Raw genomic sequence first — 15812 nt, forward strand, 5'->3', positions numbered from 1 at the left:
CGCGCACCTTCGCGCCCATTGATGCGGAATTGCTGTTGGGGCGGCGTGCCGCGGGCGTTGCCGCTGGTGCCGACCGTGCCCAGCGGCGCGCCCGCGGCGACCACGCTGCCCGCCCGCAGTCCGCTGGCCCATTGATCCAGGTGTGCGTAGTAATAGCGTTCACGCCCGGGACCGAGCACCCAGACCTGGCGGCCACCCAGGCCGCCCTCACGGATCGAGGTGACCACGCCGCGCGTGCTGCTCAGCACCGGCGTTCCGCGGCGGGCGAAGATGTCCACGCCCGCATGGCGTCGATCCGTGCCGCGCGCGGCGCCGAACGTGGCGGCGATGTCGCGCGCGGCCACGCCCTGCACGGGAACGGCAAGCGCGTTGGCGGGCGGCAGGCGCGACAGTTCCCACAGCGTGCGAAGCGGAAGCAGGAAGGGTTGCCGCCACGCCCATGCCGCCAGCCATGCCAGCAGGGGGATCGCGGCCCAGGCGAACAGGCGTCGATGCCTGCGGCGGGCGGGACGCGGGCCGGTGGCGGCCATGGCGATCAGGCCGGCGGAGCGGAATCCGCCAGTTGCCGTTCCAGGCGCGCCTTCAGATCGGCATCCAGCTTCAGCTGCCGCGCCAGTTCATCCAGGTAGGCGCGCTCCATGAAATTCTGTTCGTCGACCACCATCAGGCTGGCCAGGTACATCTCCGAGGCCACCTCCGGGCTATCGCCGGCGCGCGCGACCTCGGCCGGATCCAGCGGCTTCTGCAGCTCCGCCTGCAGCCAGCGCTGCAGTTCGGCATCGTCGCCGAGGCGGCGGAACTCGCCCTCGATCACGCCGCGCTCGCGCTCGTCGACGTGTCCGTCCGCCTTGGCCGCGGCAATGAGCGCGCGCAGGATCGCCTGGCTGTGGTGCTCGGCCTGGGGCGGGGGCAGGCGATCGACGGTACGCGGTTCGTTGACCGCGGCCGCGCTCTGCTGCTGGTGATCGCGATAGGCCTGGTAGGCCATCACGCCAATGGCGGCCAGGCCACCATAGGTCGCGAGCTTGCGGGTCTTGCGGTTCTTGCCGAGCAACAGGCCCAGCGCGCCACCGGCGACGGCGCCCTTGCCGAAGTCGGCGTTGAGCAGGCTGCCGCCGGTCTGGGACTTGAGCAACTGTTCCAGGAAGCCTTGAATCTTCATGCGCGGGAATCCTTGGTTGTACGAAAGGGATGGGATCGGGATGGGGTCGCGCGGGCTCGGGCACAAGCGTGACCGATGGCAGGGCCGCAACGGTGCGCGCCCGCGGCCGGGGGAGCCTGTCTTGGGAATACCGATGAACAGGCGAAAAAAAAGGGACGGCCAGGCCGTCCCTTTTTTCGATGCGAGGTGTCGCGCCTGGATCAGGCGGCGGCGTCCTTCAGCTTCTTGAGCGGGCGCACCTTGACCTTCACCGAGGCGGGCTTGGCGGCGAACCACTGCTCTTCCTTGGTGAACGGGTTGATGCCCTTGCGCTTCGGCTTGGCCGGCACGTTGATGGCGCTGATCTTCAGCAGGCCCGGCAGGGTGAAGGAGCCAGCGCCCTTCTTGCTGATGGAGGCGTGGACCGCGCTTTCCAGCGAAGCCAGCACGGCGCGCACGTCCTTCGCGGCCACGGCGGTGGCTTCGGCGATGTGGGCGACCAGGCCGGACTTGCTCAGCGCTTCCTTGATCGGCTTCGGGGCTGCCGGCTTGGCGGCGGCCTTCGGTGCGGCTTTCTTGGCGGCCTTTTTCGGCGCTGCCTTCTTGGTGCTCTTTGCCATAAGTGTCCTGTTTTTACAGTCTGTAGGTGGGTAATCGGGCCGACCGCGTCGGCAGGCGCAATGTAGGACAAAGAATTCGCGTCGCACAAGTAGCAAGACGCCAAATAGCGCGTTTTTTTTGCGGTTTCCGGCGGATGGTGCGACTTGAGGCGGGAAATTCGCCGGGAAACCAGTGCCGAAGCGGGTGGATGAGCGCCGATCCGGTGGCGGCGGCGGGCGGAACGCTGCATGCGCTCCGCCCTTTCGCGACGTTCAATCGTCCTCGGGTTTCGGCTTGTACGCGTCGACCAGCTTCTGCTGCACGTTGCCGGGCACCGGCTCGTAGTGGCTGAAATCCAGGCTGTAGCGGCCGCGGCCGGCGGTCACGGACTTCAGTTCCGCCGCATAGCCTTCCAGTTCGGACAGCGGCACCTGTGCCCGGACGATGATTTCCCCGCGCACCGTATCGGTGCCGTTGATGCGGGCGCGCTTGCTGGACAGGCCGCCGGTGATGTCGCCGACCTGGGCTTCCGGCGCGGCGACCTCCAGGTCCACCACCGGTTCCAGCACCTGCGGGCGCGCCTTGCCGATGGCATCCAGGAAGGCCTTCTTGCCCGCCGCGACGAACGCGACCTCCTTGCTGTCGACCGGATGGTGCTTGCCGTCCAGGATCACCACGCGCAGGTCCTGCAGTGGATAGCCGGCGACCGCGCCGCTGGCGAGGACCTGGCGCACGCCCTTTTCCACCGCGGGCATGAATTGGCCCGGGATGGTGCCGCCCTTGACCTCGTCCACGAACTCGAAACCCTGGCCGCGCGGCAGCGGTTCGATCCGCAGCGACACTTCGCCGAACTGGCCGGCGCCGCCGGTCTGCTTCTTGTGGCGATGATGGCCATCGGCCTTCGCGGCGATGGTTTCGCGGTAGGCGATGCGCGGCGGCCGGGTCCGGACCTCGACGCCATGGCGGTCCTTGAGCCGATCCAGCATCACCCGCAGGTGCAGGTCGGACAGGCCGCGCACGACGGTCTCGTTGAGTTCCGCCGCATGCTCGACCACGAACGCGGGGTCCTCCTCGGCCAGCTTCTGCAGCGCGGTGGAAAGCTTCTGCTCCTGGCCCTTGCTGGCGGCTTCGATCGCCAGGCCGAACATCGGTCGGGGGAAATCCACCGGGGCCAGGTGGATGTGGTCCTCGTCGTGGCTGTCGTGCAGCACCGCATCGAAATGCAGGTCCTCGATCTTGGGGATGGCGGCGATGTCGCCGGGGACCGCCTGCTCGATCTCGGCGTGGTCCTTGCCCTTGAGCTTGAACAGGTGCGCGACCTTGAACGCTTTCTTGCCGTCGTCGACGAACAGCAGGGCATCCTTCTTCACCGTGCCCTGGTAGACCCGGAAGATACCCAGTTTTCCGACGAAGGGGTCGTTGACGATCTTGAACACGTCGGCGATCACGTGGGCCTGCGGATCCGGGCGCGCCTGCACCGCTTCGGTGCCGGCGCCGTTGGTGCGCTGGAACGGCGGCGGATTGCCTTCGCCCGGATGCGGGAACAGGCGCTCGGCCACGTCCAGCAGTTCGGCCACGCCGGCGCCGGTGCGCGCGGACACGAAACAGACCGGCACCAGGTGGCCTTCGCGCAGGCATTGCTCGAAGGTGTCGTGCAGCTCCGGACCGGACAGGCCGCCTTCGCCGGCATCCAGGAAGTGCTCCATCACCGTTTCGTTGATCTCCACCACCTGGTCGATGATCTTCTGGTGCCATTCGGCCACCGGCCCCAGGTCGGAATCGCCCTGCGCCTGGCCGAAGCAATCCACGACCCGGCGACCGCCCTCGGCGGGCAGGTTGAGCGGAAGCACTTCCGCGCCGAAGGATTCGCGCAGGTCGGCCAGCACGCGCGCGCAATCGGCGCCGTCATGGTCGATCTTGTTCACCACGATGGCCCGGCACAGGTTGCGCTGGCGGGCGCGTTCCATCAGCCGGCGGGTGCCGTGGGCCACGCCGGTATCGGCGTCGACCACGATCAGCGCGGTTTCCACCGCCGACAGCGCCGACAGCGCGGGCCCTCGGAATTCCGGATAACCGGGCGTGTCGATGAGGTTGAGGTGGATGCGTTCGCCGGAGGCGGCCAGGTGATCGGTGCTGGCGATGGCGGTGTCGATGGAATGGCCGCGGGTCTTTTCGATCGGATCGTGATCGGACACGGTGGTGCCGCGTTCGATGGTGCCTGCCGCCTGGAGGGTGCCGCCGGCATGCAGCAGGGCTTCGAAGAGCGTTGTTTTGCCGGCGCCAGGGTGGCCTGCCAGGGCCACGTTGCGGATTTGGGGTGTGCTGTAGGACATGAGGCCGTTCCTCCCGGGAAGTGGGGTCGAAGGGCCGTCATGGCTGTCCGGGCCGGCGCGACCCGTGAGCGTGCGCTCGGCGGGCGGTCATGGCGGGCAGCCAGCATCGGCCGCGCTGGCGGCGGGGTCAAGTCGCAACGCGCAACCAGCGCTACACATGTCGCGGTGTAAGCTGCCGTTCCCCTGGACGAGGAGCGGCAGCCATGGCTTTGAAACGTTACGCGGACGCGGTGTGGAAGGGTGACCTGCAGGCCGGCAAGGGCAACATCAGCACGCCGCAGAGCGGCCTGTTCGATGCCCAGAACTATTCGTTCAAGACCCGCTTCGGCGATGAAAAGGGAACCAACCCGGAGGAACTGCTGGCGGCCGCGCACGCCGGCTGTTTCAGCATGGCGCTGTCGGCGGTGCTGGGCAAGGCCGGTTTCACGCCGGACATCATCCAGACGCGGGCCGAGGCGACCATGGAACCGGGCATGGATCCGGGGCCGACGATCACCGGCATCAAGTTGATCGTGTCGGCGCGGGTCCCGGGCATCGATGCCGCCCAGTTCGACGAGATCGCGCACCAGGCCAAGGCCGGTTGCCTGATCTCGCGCGCGCTGTCGGTGCCGGTCTCGCTGGAAGCGACCCTGCTTGCCTGACCGGGCCGCGCCCGGCTGGAGCGCGTTGTTCCTGCATGGCGCCGGCGGAGGCGGCTGGGAATGGAATCGCTGGTGCGGGATCTGGCGCGCGCGCGGCATCGCGGTGCACGCCCCGGATCTGCAGCCGGCATCCGCGGGCATCGAGGCGACCGGATGGGACGACTACCGTGGCCAGGTGGCGGAGTGGCTGCGGGCACTGCCGCACCCACGCGTGCTGGTCGGTGCGAGCCTCGGCGGCCTGCTCGCGATGCAGGCCACCGAAGGCGCCGATGCGCTGATCGTGGTCAATCCGCTGTTGCCGGCGCCATGGCATCGGGAATTGCGGGCGCGGGACTGGCCGGATCGGGTTCGCTGGCGAAGCGACGCGCGCCTGGCTTCGACCCGTCGGTCGATGCCGGAAGCCGACCCGGCATCGGTCCTGTACGCATTGCGCCGCTGGCGTGACGAGTCCGGCGCGGTGTTGCGCACGGCCCAGGCCGGCATCGCGGTCGAAGCGCTCCGTTGCCCCGCCTTGTTCATCGCCTCGCGGGATGACGGCGACGTCCCCGCGCCGGCGGTGCGCGGCCTGGCCGCGGCGTCGGGAGCGGGCCTTGTCGAGGTCGCCGGTGGCCATTTGGCGCCGGTGCTGGGCCGGGACGCCCCGCAGGCCGCCCGGCAAGCTGTCGAATGGCTAAACAATCCAGGGGCGGCCGGCTGAGTTCAGTCTGTTTTCACCCACCCGACTCGACGATGCGTCGCACGCCATCCCGGCGTGGGGAGCCTGTCATGAACCGCCTGTCCACCGCTCTGATCGCCTTCGGCCTGCTGGCTTCCGGCGCCGCTTCGGCGCAGTCCTATTCCGGCGGCTACGGCGATCGGAATGACCGCTATGCCAGCGGCGACTACGACTATGCGCGGGTGATCCGGGTGGACCCCGTCATCGAGGGCGACCGTTATGGCGGTCGTACCGTCAGCACGGCGCAGCGCTGCTACTACCGCGATGCGGACGATCAATACGTTTCCGGCGATGGCTACTACGGCGACGATCGCTACCGGGACGATCGCTATGGCGATCGCTACGGCGACGATCGCTATCGCGGGAACGACACCGGCCGGACCGTGGCCACGGTGATCGGTGGCATTGCCGGCGCCGTGCTCGGCAGCAAGATCGGCGACGGCAGCGGCCGTTATGTCGGCACCGCCGTGGGCTCGATGGTCGGCGGCATGGCAGGCCGCTCGATCTACGACAACACCCAGCGCAACCGCCAGGTCCGGCGCGGCACGGTACGGGTCTGCGACCCCGAGCCGGTCAATGGCGGATACAGCGGTCATGACGGCGACGGTCGCGTCACCGGCTACGACGTGACCTACGAGTACGCCAACCGGACCTACCACACGCGCACCAGCTATCACCCCGGCGATCGCATCCGCGTGCGGGTGGACGTGCGACCCGAATAAGGCCGCCGTATCGCAAAAAGGGGCTCTTCGGGGCCCCTTTCGTTTTCCGGCGCTTGAATGCGCCCGCCATCGAACGCATAGTCGCCCGGTTCATTCACACGGGAGCAGGGGATGCGCGGGACTTTGCTGGCGATGGTGTTGGGTGCGGTATCGGCATCGGGAATGGTCCTGGCGGACGAGGTCACCGTCCTGACCGCCGACCGGATTCATACCTCCGATCCGCAGCGGCCGCAGGTGCAGGCGATGGCCTGGAACCAGGAGGGCCGCCTGCTCGAACTGGGCGAGTCCGCCGCGCTGCTGGCGAAGTATCCGCAGGCCAGGCGCATCGATGCGTCCGGCAAGACCGTGATCCCCGGTCTCATCGATGCGCACGGACACCTGATGGGCCTGGGATACGCGTTGATGCGCGCCGATTTGACCGATGCCCGCAGCAAGCAGGAAATCCTGGAACGCCTGCGCACCTATGCCGCGCAATTGCCGGAAGGCGCGTGGCTGCTGGGGGGAGGCTGGGATCAGAACGACTGGCCGGAAAAGGTGTTTCCGGCGGCGACGGATCTGGATGCCGCGTTCCCCGACCGTCCGGTCTGGCTGGAGCGCGTGGACGGCCACGCCGGCTGGGCCAATTCGGCGGCGTTGCGGGCGGTGGCGGCCAAATCCGGAAAGCCCCTGGCGGGTGACTGGCAACCGGCGGGCGGGCGCATCGAACGCAAGGCTGGCAAGCCGACGGGCGTGTTCGTCGATGGCGCGATGGCGCTGGTCTACGAGGTGGTGCCGCCGGCGGATGACGCCACCCGGGAGCAGGCCGCCGCCAAGGCCTTCGACGCGGCCGTGCGGCACGGCTTGACCGGCGTGCACGACATGGGCGTGTCGCGCGAGGACCTGGCGCTGTTCAAGCGCTTCGCCGATGCCGGCAAACTGCCGCTGCGCGTGGACGCGTATGCGGATGGCGATGGCAACGCGCTCGCGGATCTGTGCGCCAACGGGCTCTACCGCCATCCCGGCGGGCGCCTGGAGATGCGCGGGGTGAAGCTGTACATCGACGGTGCGCTGGGCAGCCGCGGCGCGGCCATGCTGGAAGACTACAGCGACGATCACGGCAACCACGGATTGCTGGTCACCGATCCGGTGACCTACGAGGCATCGGTGCGCAAGGCATTGGGTTGCGGCGTGCAGGTTGCCACCCACGCCATCGGTGATCGCGGCAACCGCATCGTGCTGGACACCTATGCGAAGGTGCTCGGCGACAAGGCCGGTTCCGATCACCGCTGGCGCATCGAGCATTCGCAGATCGTGGCGCTGGAGGACATTCCGCGCTTTGCCAGGCTGGGCGTGATCGCCTCGATGCAGCCCACCCATGCCACTTCGGACATGCCTTGGGCGGAAGACCGGGTGGGACCGCAACGCATTCTCGGCGCCTATGCCTGGCAGCGTTTCCTGCACAGCGGTGCGCGCCTGGCGCTGGGTTCGGATTTCCCGGTGGAGTCGGTGGATCCGCGGCTGGGCCTGTATGCCGCCGTCACCCGCCAGGACCGCGAAGGCCAGCCGCCGGGTGGATGGCAGCCGGAACAGCGGCTCAGCGCCGCCGAGGCGGTGCGCGGATTCACCGCCGACGCGGCCTGGGCGGGACGCGATGAAAAGGAAGTCGGGCAACTGGCGCCCGGGCTGCGCGCCGATTTCGTGATCGTGGACGAGGACCCGCTGGCGGTGCCGTCCGCGCAGCTGGATGATCTGCACATCCGGTCGACCTGGGTGGACGGCAAGCCGGTTTACGAAACGCCCTGAGCGGAGCTCCGGCCCGCGTGCGCCCCGCGCGGGCCGGAAGGGATTTCAGGCAGGGACTGCGCCGCCACCGCGCGGGCTTACCAGTCCAGCGTGCCGCTCACCACGGTGCGCACGTGCCCGCCGGACCAGACGTCGCCATTGGCGTCGATGTGCAGTTGCAGGCGGGCGTCATGGCCGACTTCGCGGCCTTGGCTGACGGTGTAGCGGTTGCGACCGCCGGGCAGCGCGCCGCGTTCGGCCAGCCAGGCCGCCAGGGTCGCGTTGGCCGCGCCCGAGGCGGCGTCCTCGAACACCGCGGGCGCGCCGACGAAGGCGCGCACCACCAGATCGTAGTCCTGACCGGCGTCGGCGCGCGCGTAGGCGCAGACCCCCATGCTTTCGGTGGCCTTCGCCAGTGCGGCGATCGCGTCCCAGTCGGGCGCGGCCGTGCGCAGGCTGCGTTCGTCGCGTACTTCGGCCAGCCACCAGCGACGGCCGCCATCGACCAGTGCGGGTGGCAGGTCGCCGGCGGGGAGTGTGGCGAGCGCGGCGCGCAGCAGCGGATCGTTCGCCGGTTCGCCGGTTCTCTGCACACTGGCGCGCGGCGTGCGCACGGCGATGCTGCGCGCGGCGCCTTCGCCCTCCACGCGCAGCGGCAGGCAGCCGGCAGTGCCTTCCTGCACCAACTGGCCGTCGCGCGGCGTGGCCAGTCCCGCTTCCAGTACCACGTGCGCGGTGCCGACGCTGGGATGGCCGGCGAACGGCACCTCGCGGCGCGGGCTGAAGATGCGCAGGCCGTAGCTGGCTTCCGCCGAGGGCGCGGGGAACACGAAGGTGGTTTCCGGCAGGCGCGTCCAGCGGGCGATGGCCTGCATGGCATCGTCGTCGAGGCCTTCGGCATCCAGGACCACGGCGAGCGGATTGCCGGCACCGGGACGGTCGGCAAAGACGTCCAGCTGGACGTAGCGGCGAAGGGTCATCAGGGGAATCTCGGTGGGGGCGCGCAGCTTACCAAGTCGCGCTGCCGGCGATGACCGGCTGGACCTTGCCGCCGATCCAGATCGCACCGGCCTCGTCGCGCTCGACCGTCACCCGGCCGTCGCGTCCCAGTTCGCGTCCCTGGCTGGCGACATAGCGGCCCTGGCCGGGAAAGCGGCCGGCGGCGTGCAGGGCGGCGCCGATGGCCGCGTTCGCGCTGCCGGTGACCGGGTCTTCCGGAACATCGTCGGCGGGGCAGAACGCCCGCACCGCGAGCGCGTGGTCCGTCGCCGCCCGGGCCATGCCGAACACGGCCAGCCCGACCGCGCCGGTGGCCCTGGTGAGCTCGGCGATGGCGGCCAGATCCGGTGCGAGTGCACGCACCGCGGCGGCGTCCTCCAGTTCTACCAGCCACCATGCGGGACCGTTGTTCCAGAGCGCGGCCGGCATCGTGCCCTGCCTCCATGGCGCGAGCACGCGGGAAAGCAGGTCGTGCGCCGGCGTGGGCACCGGTTGCGGCACGGCATCGGGCGCGCGCAGCCGCAGCAGGCGATCCGGCCCGCGACCTTCCACCCGCACTGGCAGCAGGCCTGCCGCGCATTCCTGCACCAGTGCGCCGGTGTCGGGGGCCAGGCCGGTCTCCAGCGCCGCCCAGGCCGCGCCGATGCTGGGATGGCCGGCGAAGGGCAGTTCCCGCCGCGGGGTGAAGATGCGGATGCGGTAGTCCGCCTCGGCCGAGGTGGGTGGCAGGAAGAAGATGGTTTCCGAGAGCCGGGTCCAGGCCGCGAACGCCTGCATCGCGTCGGCCTCCAGGTCGGCCGCGTCCAGCACCACCCCCAAGGGGTTGCCGGCGCCGGGGCGGTCGGCGAAGACATCCAGCTGCAGGTAGCGGCGAGGGCGCATGGATCGTTGTCCCATGGGGCCGGACCCGGCCATTTTCGGCGGGGCGTTCGGCTAGAATCGAGGGTTCACGCCCGAATGTTTCGGGCATCTCCCCACCATTCTATCCATGCCTTCCGCCCCTATCGCGCCTGATCCCTGGATCGTCCTCAAGTTCGGTGGCACTTCGGTGTCCCGTCGTCATCGCTGGGACACGATTGGTCGATTGGCGAAAAAACGGGCGGACGAGCAGGGCGCCCGCGTGCTGGTGGTGGTGTCGGCGCTCTCGGGCGTCACCAATGAACTGACCGCGATCGCCGACGGCGCTGCCGATGGCGCCGAGCGTGTCGCGAAATTGGAACAGCGCCACCGCGAGTTCGCCGCCGAACTGGACCTGGATGCCGAGGCGGTGCTCGGTGCCCGGCTGGCGGCGCTGCGGGATCTGCTGGCCGATCCGCGCGCGGCGACCCGCGTGCTGGACTGGCAGGCCGAGGTGCTGGCGCAGGGCGAGCTGCTGTCGTCCACGCTGGGCGCGGCCTACCTGAAATCGCAGGGACTGGATTTCGGGTGGATGGACGCGCGCCACTGGCTGCAGGCGAGCATCCTGCCCAACCAGAGCGCGTGGGCGCAGCGGCTGTCGGTGTCCTGCGCGACCGCGCCGGACCAGGACTGGCGGCGCGCGTTCGCCGCGCAGGACAGCACGATGCTGCTGACCCAGGGCTTCATCGCCCGCCACGGCGATGGTGGCACGGCGATCCTGGGCCGCGGCGGCTCGGACACCTCGGCGGCGTACTTCGGTGCGCTGCTGGGCGCGCGCCGGGTGGAAATCTGGACCGACGTACCCGGCATGTTCAGCGCCAACCCGCGTGAAGTGCCGGATGCGCGCCTGCTGACCCGGCTGGACTACTACGAAGCGCAGGAAATCGCGACCACCGGTGCGAAGGTATTGCACCCGCGTTCGATCAAGCCCTGCCGCAACGCCGGCGTGCCGATGGCGATCCTGGATACCGAGCGCCCGGACCTGCCGGGCACCAGCATCGACGACAAGGCCGCGACGGTGCCCGGCGTCAAGGCGGTCAGCCGGCGCAACGGCATCGTGCTGGTGTCGATGGAAGGCATCGGCATGTGGCAGCAGGTCGGCTTCCTGGCCGACGTGTTCGCCCGCTTCAAGAAGCACGGCCTGTCGGTGGACCTGATCGGTTCGTCGGAGACCAACGTCACCGTGTCGCTGGATCCCAGCGAGAACCTGGTCAGCACCGACGTGCTGGCGGCGCTGTCGGCGGATCTGGCCGAGGTGTGCCGGGTCAAGGTCATCGCGCCATGCACGGCGATCACCCTGGTCGGCCGCGGCATGCGTTCGCTGCTGCACAAGCTGTCGGACGTGTGGGCGATGTTCGGCCGCGAGCGCGTGCACCTGATCTCGCAGTCGTCGAACGACCTCAACCTGACCTTCGTCATCGACGAGGCCGCCGCCGACGGCATGTTGCCGGTGCTGCATGCCGCGCTGATCGACAGCGGCGCGATGCCGACCGACGAGACCAGTGTGTTCGGCCCCAGCTGGCGCGAGATCAACGGCGCCATCCGTCGTCGCGGCATGCCGTGGTGGCAGGCGCCGCAGGAGCGCGAGCGCCTGCTGTCGCTCGCGCGAGTGGGCACGCCGCGCTACGTCTACCACCTGCCGACCGTGCGGGCGCGCGCCCGCGCGCTGGCCGGGATTGCCGCCATCGATCGCCGCTTCTACGCGATCAAGGCCAATTCGCACCCGGCCGTGCTGCGCGCGATCGCCGGCGAAGGCTTCGGCCTGGAATGCGTCTCGCAGGGCGAACTGGAACGCGTGTTCGCGGCGGTGCCGTCGCTCGCGCCCGCGAACGTGCTGTTCACCCCCAGTTTCGCGCCGCGCGGCGAGTACGAATTCGCCTTGTCGCGTGGCGTCATCGTCACCCTCGACAACGTGGAAGCGCTGCGGAACTGGCCGGAGGTATTCCGTGGCCGCAAGCTGTGGGTGCGCATCGACCTGGGGCGCGGCGATGGCCACCACGACAAGGTCAAGACTGGCGGCAAGACCTCCAAGTTCGGCCTGCCGCTGGCGCGCCTGGACGAGTTCCTGGCCACCGCGCGCGCGCTCGACATCCGCATCGTCGGCCTGCATGCGCACCTGGGCAGCGGCGTGGAGACGCCGCTGCACTGGAAGCAGGTCAGCGACGAGCTGGGCGGGCTGGCGGACCAGATCGGCACCATCGAGAGCATCGACATCGGCGGTGGCCTGCCGATTCCCTACGCGGCCGAGGACGAGCCTTTCGATCTGGACGCGTGGGCGACCGGCCTGGCCGAGATCAAGGCCGCCTATCCGGCCTACCAGTTGATCATCGAGCCGGGCCGCTACCTGGTGGCCGAGTCGGGCGCGCTGCTCACCCATGTCACCCAGGTGGTGGAGAAGCAGGGCATCCGCCGGGTCGGTGCGGACGCGGGCATGAACGCGTTGATCCGTCCGGCGCTGTACGACGCCTGGCATGACGTGGCCAACCTGAGCCGGCTGGGCGATACGCTGGAGGACAGCTTCGACGTGGTCGGTCCGATCTGCGAATCCAGCGACGTGTTCGGCAAGCGCCGGCGCCTGCCGGCGGCGACCGCCGAGGGCGACGTGCTGGTGTTCGCCGATGCCGGTGCGTACGGCTACTCGATGGCCAATACCTACAACCTCCGCGATCTGCCGGCGGAGGAAGTGCTCGACGAGGCGGTGGGTGATGAAACCGCGCGCTGAGTTCGTGCTGACCAGCGCGGTGATCGCGCTGGTGTTGGCGATCGTCGCCTTCGTGGCGATGCTGCATCAGTGGAACGTTTCGCAGTGGCCCGCCGGTGCGCTGGAGGCGCTCAAATGGGCGCCGGCGGCGTTCCTGGCGGCGCTGCTGGGCGCATTGGGAGCGACTGGCTGGCATCGTCGCGCGCAGGCGCGCCAGCGGCGCTGGTCGGCCGGCGGCATGACCCTGCGTACCCTGCTGCTGTCCTACCTGGCCTTTCCGCTGTTGCTGGGGGGCTGGGTCGCCGCCGTCTCCGCCGGCGATCAGGCGTGGGCCGCCAGTCCCGCGCCGGTGCAGGACAGCCTGTCCTGGCTGCCGCTGACCATGCTGTTGTTCACCGCGTTCGCCATCGTGCTCGGCGCGGTGCCCGCCTTCATCCTCGAATACTTCGTCAGCCGCCGCTACCTGCGCCGGCTGGCCGCCGTCACCACAGGTTCCGCATGAGCAATTTCGATCGTTCCTCCATCCGCTGTTTCCGGTTCGTCCGCTGTACCTTGGATCCGGACACCGGCGTCGCACGCCTGGTCTATGCCTTCGACGATGGTCCGGAACTGACCGAGACCGTCACCTTCCCGGGCGCGCCGTTCTCCCTGGACGCGGCGCGCGCGCAGGCGGCGGAACAGGCGCTGCGGCTGCTGCACCTGCTGACCGGCGTGAGCTACTACAAGGCGGCGGTGCCGCCGGAAATCCGCATCGACGACTACGCCATCGACGCCGATACCGCGGCGATGATGGAAGAGATCTACGTCAACGGGCTGGGCGAGTTCGCCTACCGCAATGGCCTGGACCTGCATGGCCGGGTGCGTTTCCCGGTCGGCAGGCCAACGGCCGATGCACAGGCGCCGGCATTGGGGCTGCGCCGCCATGCGCTGGTCGCCATCGGCGGCGGCAAGGACTCGCTGGTCAGCATCGAGGCGCTGCGCGGCGCCGGCATCCAGCAGACCGTCACCTGGGTGGGCGGCTCGCAGCTGATCGCCGCATGCGCCGCCCGCACCGGGCTGCCGACGCTCAACCTGGGGCGGGCGCTGGCGCCGGAACTGTTCGAGTACAACCGCCAGGGCGCCTGGAACGGACACATCCCGGTCACCGCGATCAACTCGGCGATCATGGTGCTGGCGGCGCTGTTGCTGGATGCCGACCAGGTGGTGTTCTCCAATGAGCGTTCGGCCAGCTACGGCAGCGTGATCCCCGGCACCGGCGAAGTGAACCACCAATGGTCCAAGGGCTGGCGCTGCGAGCGATTGCTGGGCGAGCACGTGCAGCGGCACATTGCCGCGGATCTGCACTACTACTCGCTGCTGCGGCCGCTGTCGGAACTGGCGGTGGCGCGCCAGTTCGCCCGTACCGACCACTACGACGCGCATTTCTCCAGTTGCAACCGCAACTTCCACATCCTCGGCGAGCGCCCGGTGAACCGCTGGTGTGGCGTCTGCCCGAAATGCCATTTCGTGTTCCTGGCGCTGGCGCCGTTCATGCCGAAACCGCGCCTGGTGGGTATTTTCGGCCGCAACCTGCTGGACGATCCGGGCCAGATCGGCGGTTTCGACGCCTTGCTGGAGTACCAGGATCACAAGCCGTTCGAATGCGTCGGCGAAGGCCAGGAGTCGCGCGCGGCGATGGCCGCGCTGGGCGATCGCCCGGAGTGGCGCGAGGACGCGCTGGTCGCCCGCTTCAACCGCGAGATCCGGCCGCAGCTGGATCCCGCCGAATTGGCGATCGCGCCGCTGCTGGACATCGGCGACGAGCACCGCATTCCCGCCGCGCTGTGGGAGCGCCTGCGTGCGAATTTCGCAGCTTGAGGGACATCGTGTCGCGCTGTGGGGCTGGGGTCGTGAAGGCCGCGCCGCCCATGGCGCCATCCGCACACGCCTGCCCGAGCTGCCGCTGACGCTGTTCTGCAGCCCGGTCGAGGCCGATGACGCGGCCGGGCTGGGCGATGCGCAGCTGCGCATCGCCACCGCCGTCGACGCGGATGCCCTGGCCGCGTTCGAGATCGTGGTGAAGTCGCCGGGCATCAGTCCCCACAAGCCCGAAGCCCTCGCGGCCGCGGCGCGGGGAACCCGCTTCATCGGCGGCACCGCGTTGTGGTTCGCTGAACACGCCGGTGCCGACCGCCTCGCCGCGCGCACCCTCTGCGTGACCGGCACCAAGGGCAAGAGCACCACCACTTCGTTGCTGGCGCACCTGCTGCGCGCGGCCGGCCACCGCACCGCGCTGGCCGGCAACATCGGCCTGCCGCTGCTGGAAGTACTGGCGCCGCAACCGGTGCCGGAGTACTGGGCGATCGAACTGTCCAGCTACCAGACCGGCGACGTGGCCGCCAGCGGCGCACGTCCGGACGTGGCGGTGGTGCTGAACCTGTTCCCCGAGCACCTGGACTGGCACGGCAGCCAGGCCCGTTACGTCGAGGACAAGCTGGCGCTGGTGACCGGCGCGCATCCGCGCGTGGCCGTGCTCAATGCCGCCGATCCGGTGCTTGCCGCGCTGACGCTGCCACGCAGCGAGATCCATTGGTTCAATACGCCGCGGGGCTGGCACCTGCGTGGCGACGATCTGTATCGCGGCGAACAGCGGGTGATGGACACGACCTCGGTGCCGGTACCCGGTCGCCACAACCGCAGCAATCTGTGCGCGGTGCTCACCGCGCTGGAAGCGGTGGGCATCGACGGCGTGGCCGTCGCGCATGCCGCGCGCGATTTCCGGCCGTTGCCCAATCGCCTGCAGACCCTGGGCGAGCGCGACGGCTACACCTACGTCAACGATTCGATCAGCACCACGCCACATGCAAGCCTGGCGGCGCTGGAGTGCTTCGCCGGCCGACCCATCGCGCTGCTGATCGGCGGGCACGACCGCGGCCTGGATTGGGCCGGCTTCGCCGAACGGATGGCGACCGACGCCCCCGGGGTGATCGTCACCATGGGCGCCAACGGGCCGCGCATCCACGCCTTGCTGGCGCCGCTCGCGGCGGCCGGCCGTTTCGTCCTGCTGGCGGCCGAGAGCCTGCCGGACGCGATGGCGCAGGCGCGCGCGCATCTTCCCGCGCCTGGCGTCATCCTGTTGTCGCCCGGTGCGCCCAGCTACGGTCCCTATCGCGACTACGTGGCGCGCGGGCGCCATTTCGCCGAGCTGGCCGGGTTCGACCCGGCGCTGATTTCGGCGATTCCCGGGATCGGCATCGCCTGATTGGAACAGGCCTGCCGCTGCACATTCGCGGCGCCCGGACCGGCGTACACTCCGCCGGTCT

The 15812-nt window shown here is 69.6% G+C and carries 14 protein-coding genes; 8 read left to right on the forward strand and 6 right to left on the reverse strand.

From position 1 onward, the window contains the following. The 4 genes from AC3DE2_RS03305 to fusA form a co-directional block, all read right to left on the reverse strand. Positions 1–530 (reverse strand): M23 family metallopeptidase (locus AC3DE2_RS03305; protein ID WP_488425050.1); only part of this gene is annotated, 530 nt, incomplete at its 3' end. 5 nt (positions 531–535) lie between these two features. Then, entirely contained in the window at positions 536–1162 is a 627-nt protein-coding gene (locus AC3DE2_RS03310; protein WP_488425051.1) for a tellurite resistance TerB family protein, read from the reverse strand. A gap of 200 nt (positions 1163–1362) precedes the next feature. Beyond that, positions 1363–1761: an HU family DNA-binding protein gene (locus AC3DE2_RS03315; protein WP_141453719.1), complete on the reverse strand. Its 399-nt coding sequence runs from the start codon at positions 1759–1761 to the stop codon at positions 1363–1365. A gap of 252 nt (positions 1762–2013) precedes the next feature. Beyond that, entirely contained in the window at positions 2014–4074 is a 2061-nt protein-coding gene (gene fusA / locus AC3DE2_RS03320) for an elongation factor G (RefSeq protein WP_488425052.1), read from the reverse strand. Positions 4075–4277: 203 nt separating this feature from the next. On the opposite strand from fusA, the gene AC3DE2_RS03325 reads away from it, so the two are divergent. The 4 genes from AC3DE2_RS03325 to AC3DE2_RS03340 all read left to right on the forward strand — a co-directional run bounded on the left by AC3DE2_RS03325 (position 4278) and on the right by AC3DE2_RS03340 (position 7934). Continuing rightward, positions 4278–4715, forward strand: coding sequence for an OsmC family protein (locus AC3DE2_RS03325; RefSeq protein ID WP_295376122.1), 438 nt, complete (start codon positions 4278–4280; stop codon positions 4713–4715). Then, positions 4708–5412, forward strand: a complete 705-nt coding sequence (locus AC3DE2_RS03330; RefSeq protein ID WP_488425053.1) for an alpha/beta hydrolase — start codon at positions 4708–4710, stop codon at positions 5410–5412. Before AC3DE2_RS03325 ends, AC3DE2_RS03330 begins: the two co-directional genes overlap by 8 nt. Positions 5413–5480: 68 nt before the next feature. Continuing rightward, positions 5481–6152: a glycine zipper 2TM domain-containing protein gene (locus AC3DE2_RS03335; protein ID WP_295376118.1), complete on the forward strand. Its 672-nt coding sequence runs from the start codon at positions 5481–5483 to the stop codon at positions 6150–6152. Positions 6153–6263: 111 nt separating this feature from the next. After that, entirely contained in the window at positions 6264–7934 is a 1671-nt protein-coding gene (locus tag AC3DE2_RS03340; protein ID WP_488425054.1) for an amidohydrolase, read from the forward strand. A gap of 77 nt (positions 7935–8011) precedes the next feature. On the opposite strand, the gene AC3DE2_RS03345 is transcribed toward AC3DE2_RS03340, so the two are convergent. Both AC3DE2_RS03345 and AC3DE2_RS03350 read right to left on the reverse strand, forming a co-directional pair. Next, positions 8012–8893, reverse strand: coding sequence for a PhzF family phenazine biosynthesis protein (locus AC3DE2_RS03345; protein WP_488425055.1), 882 nt, complete (start codon positions 8891–8893; stop codon positions 8012–8014). A 28-nt stretch (positions 8894–8921) separates the two neighbouring features. Beyond that, a complete protein-coding gene (locus AC3DE2_RS03350; protein WP_488425057.1) occupies positions 8922–9794 on the reverse strand; it encodes a PhzF family phenazine biosynthesis protein in 873 nt (290 codons plus the stop codon). A gap of 106 nt (positions 9795–9900) precedes the next feature. Here AC3DE2_RS03350 and AC3DE2_RS03355 point away from each other — a divergent pair, with 106 nt between their 5' ends. The 4 genes from AC3DE2_RS03355 to murD are packed head-to-tail and all read left to right on the forward strand — an operon-like array spanning position 9901 to position 15751. Next, complete coding sequence (locus AC3DE2_RS03355) at positions 9901–12531, forward strand: bifunctional aspartate kinase/diaminopimelate decarboxylase (RefSeq protein WP_488425058.1); 2631 nt, start codon at positions 9901–9903, stop codon at positions 12529–12531. Then, positions 12515–13012: a hypothetical protein gene (locus AC3DE2_RS03360; RefSeq protein ID WP_488425059.1), complete on the forward strand. Its 498-nt coding sequence runs from the start codon at positions 12515–12517 to the stop codon at positions 13010–13012. The genes AC3DE2_RS03355 and AC3DE2_RS03360 overlap by 17 nt, the downstream gene beginning before the upstream one ends. Continuing rightward, positions 13009–14367: a UDP-N-acetyl-alpha-D-muramoyl-L-alanyl-L-glutamate epimerase gene (gene murL, locus AC3DE2_RS03365; RefSeq protein ID WP_488425060.1), complete on the forward strand. Its 1359-nt coding sequence runs from the start codon at positions 13009–13011 to the stop codon at positions 14365–14367. The genes AC3DE2_RS03360 and murL overlap by 4 nt, the downstream gene beginning before the upstream one ends. Beyond that, positions 14348–15751, forward strand: coding sequence for a UDP-N-acetylmuramoyl-L-alanine--D-glutamate ligase (gene murD / locus AC3DE2_RS03370; protein WP_488425061.1), 1404 nt, complete (start codon positions 14348–14350; stop codon positions 15749–15751). Before murL ends, murD begins: the two co-directional genes overlap by 20 nt. The last annotated feature ends 61 nt before the right edge of the window (positions 15752–15812 follow it).

The organism is Pseudoxanthomonas sp. 68-E7 (assembly GCF_057773145.1).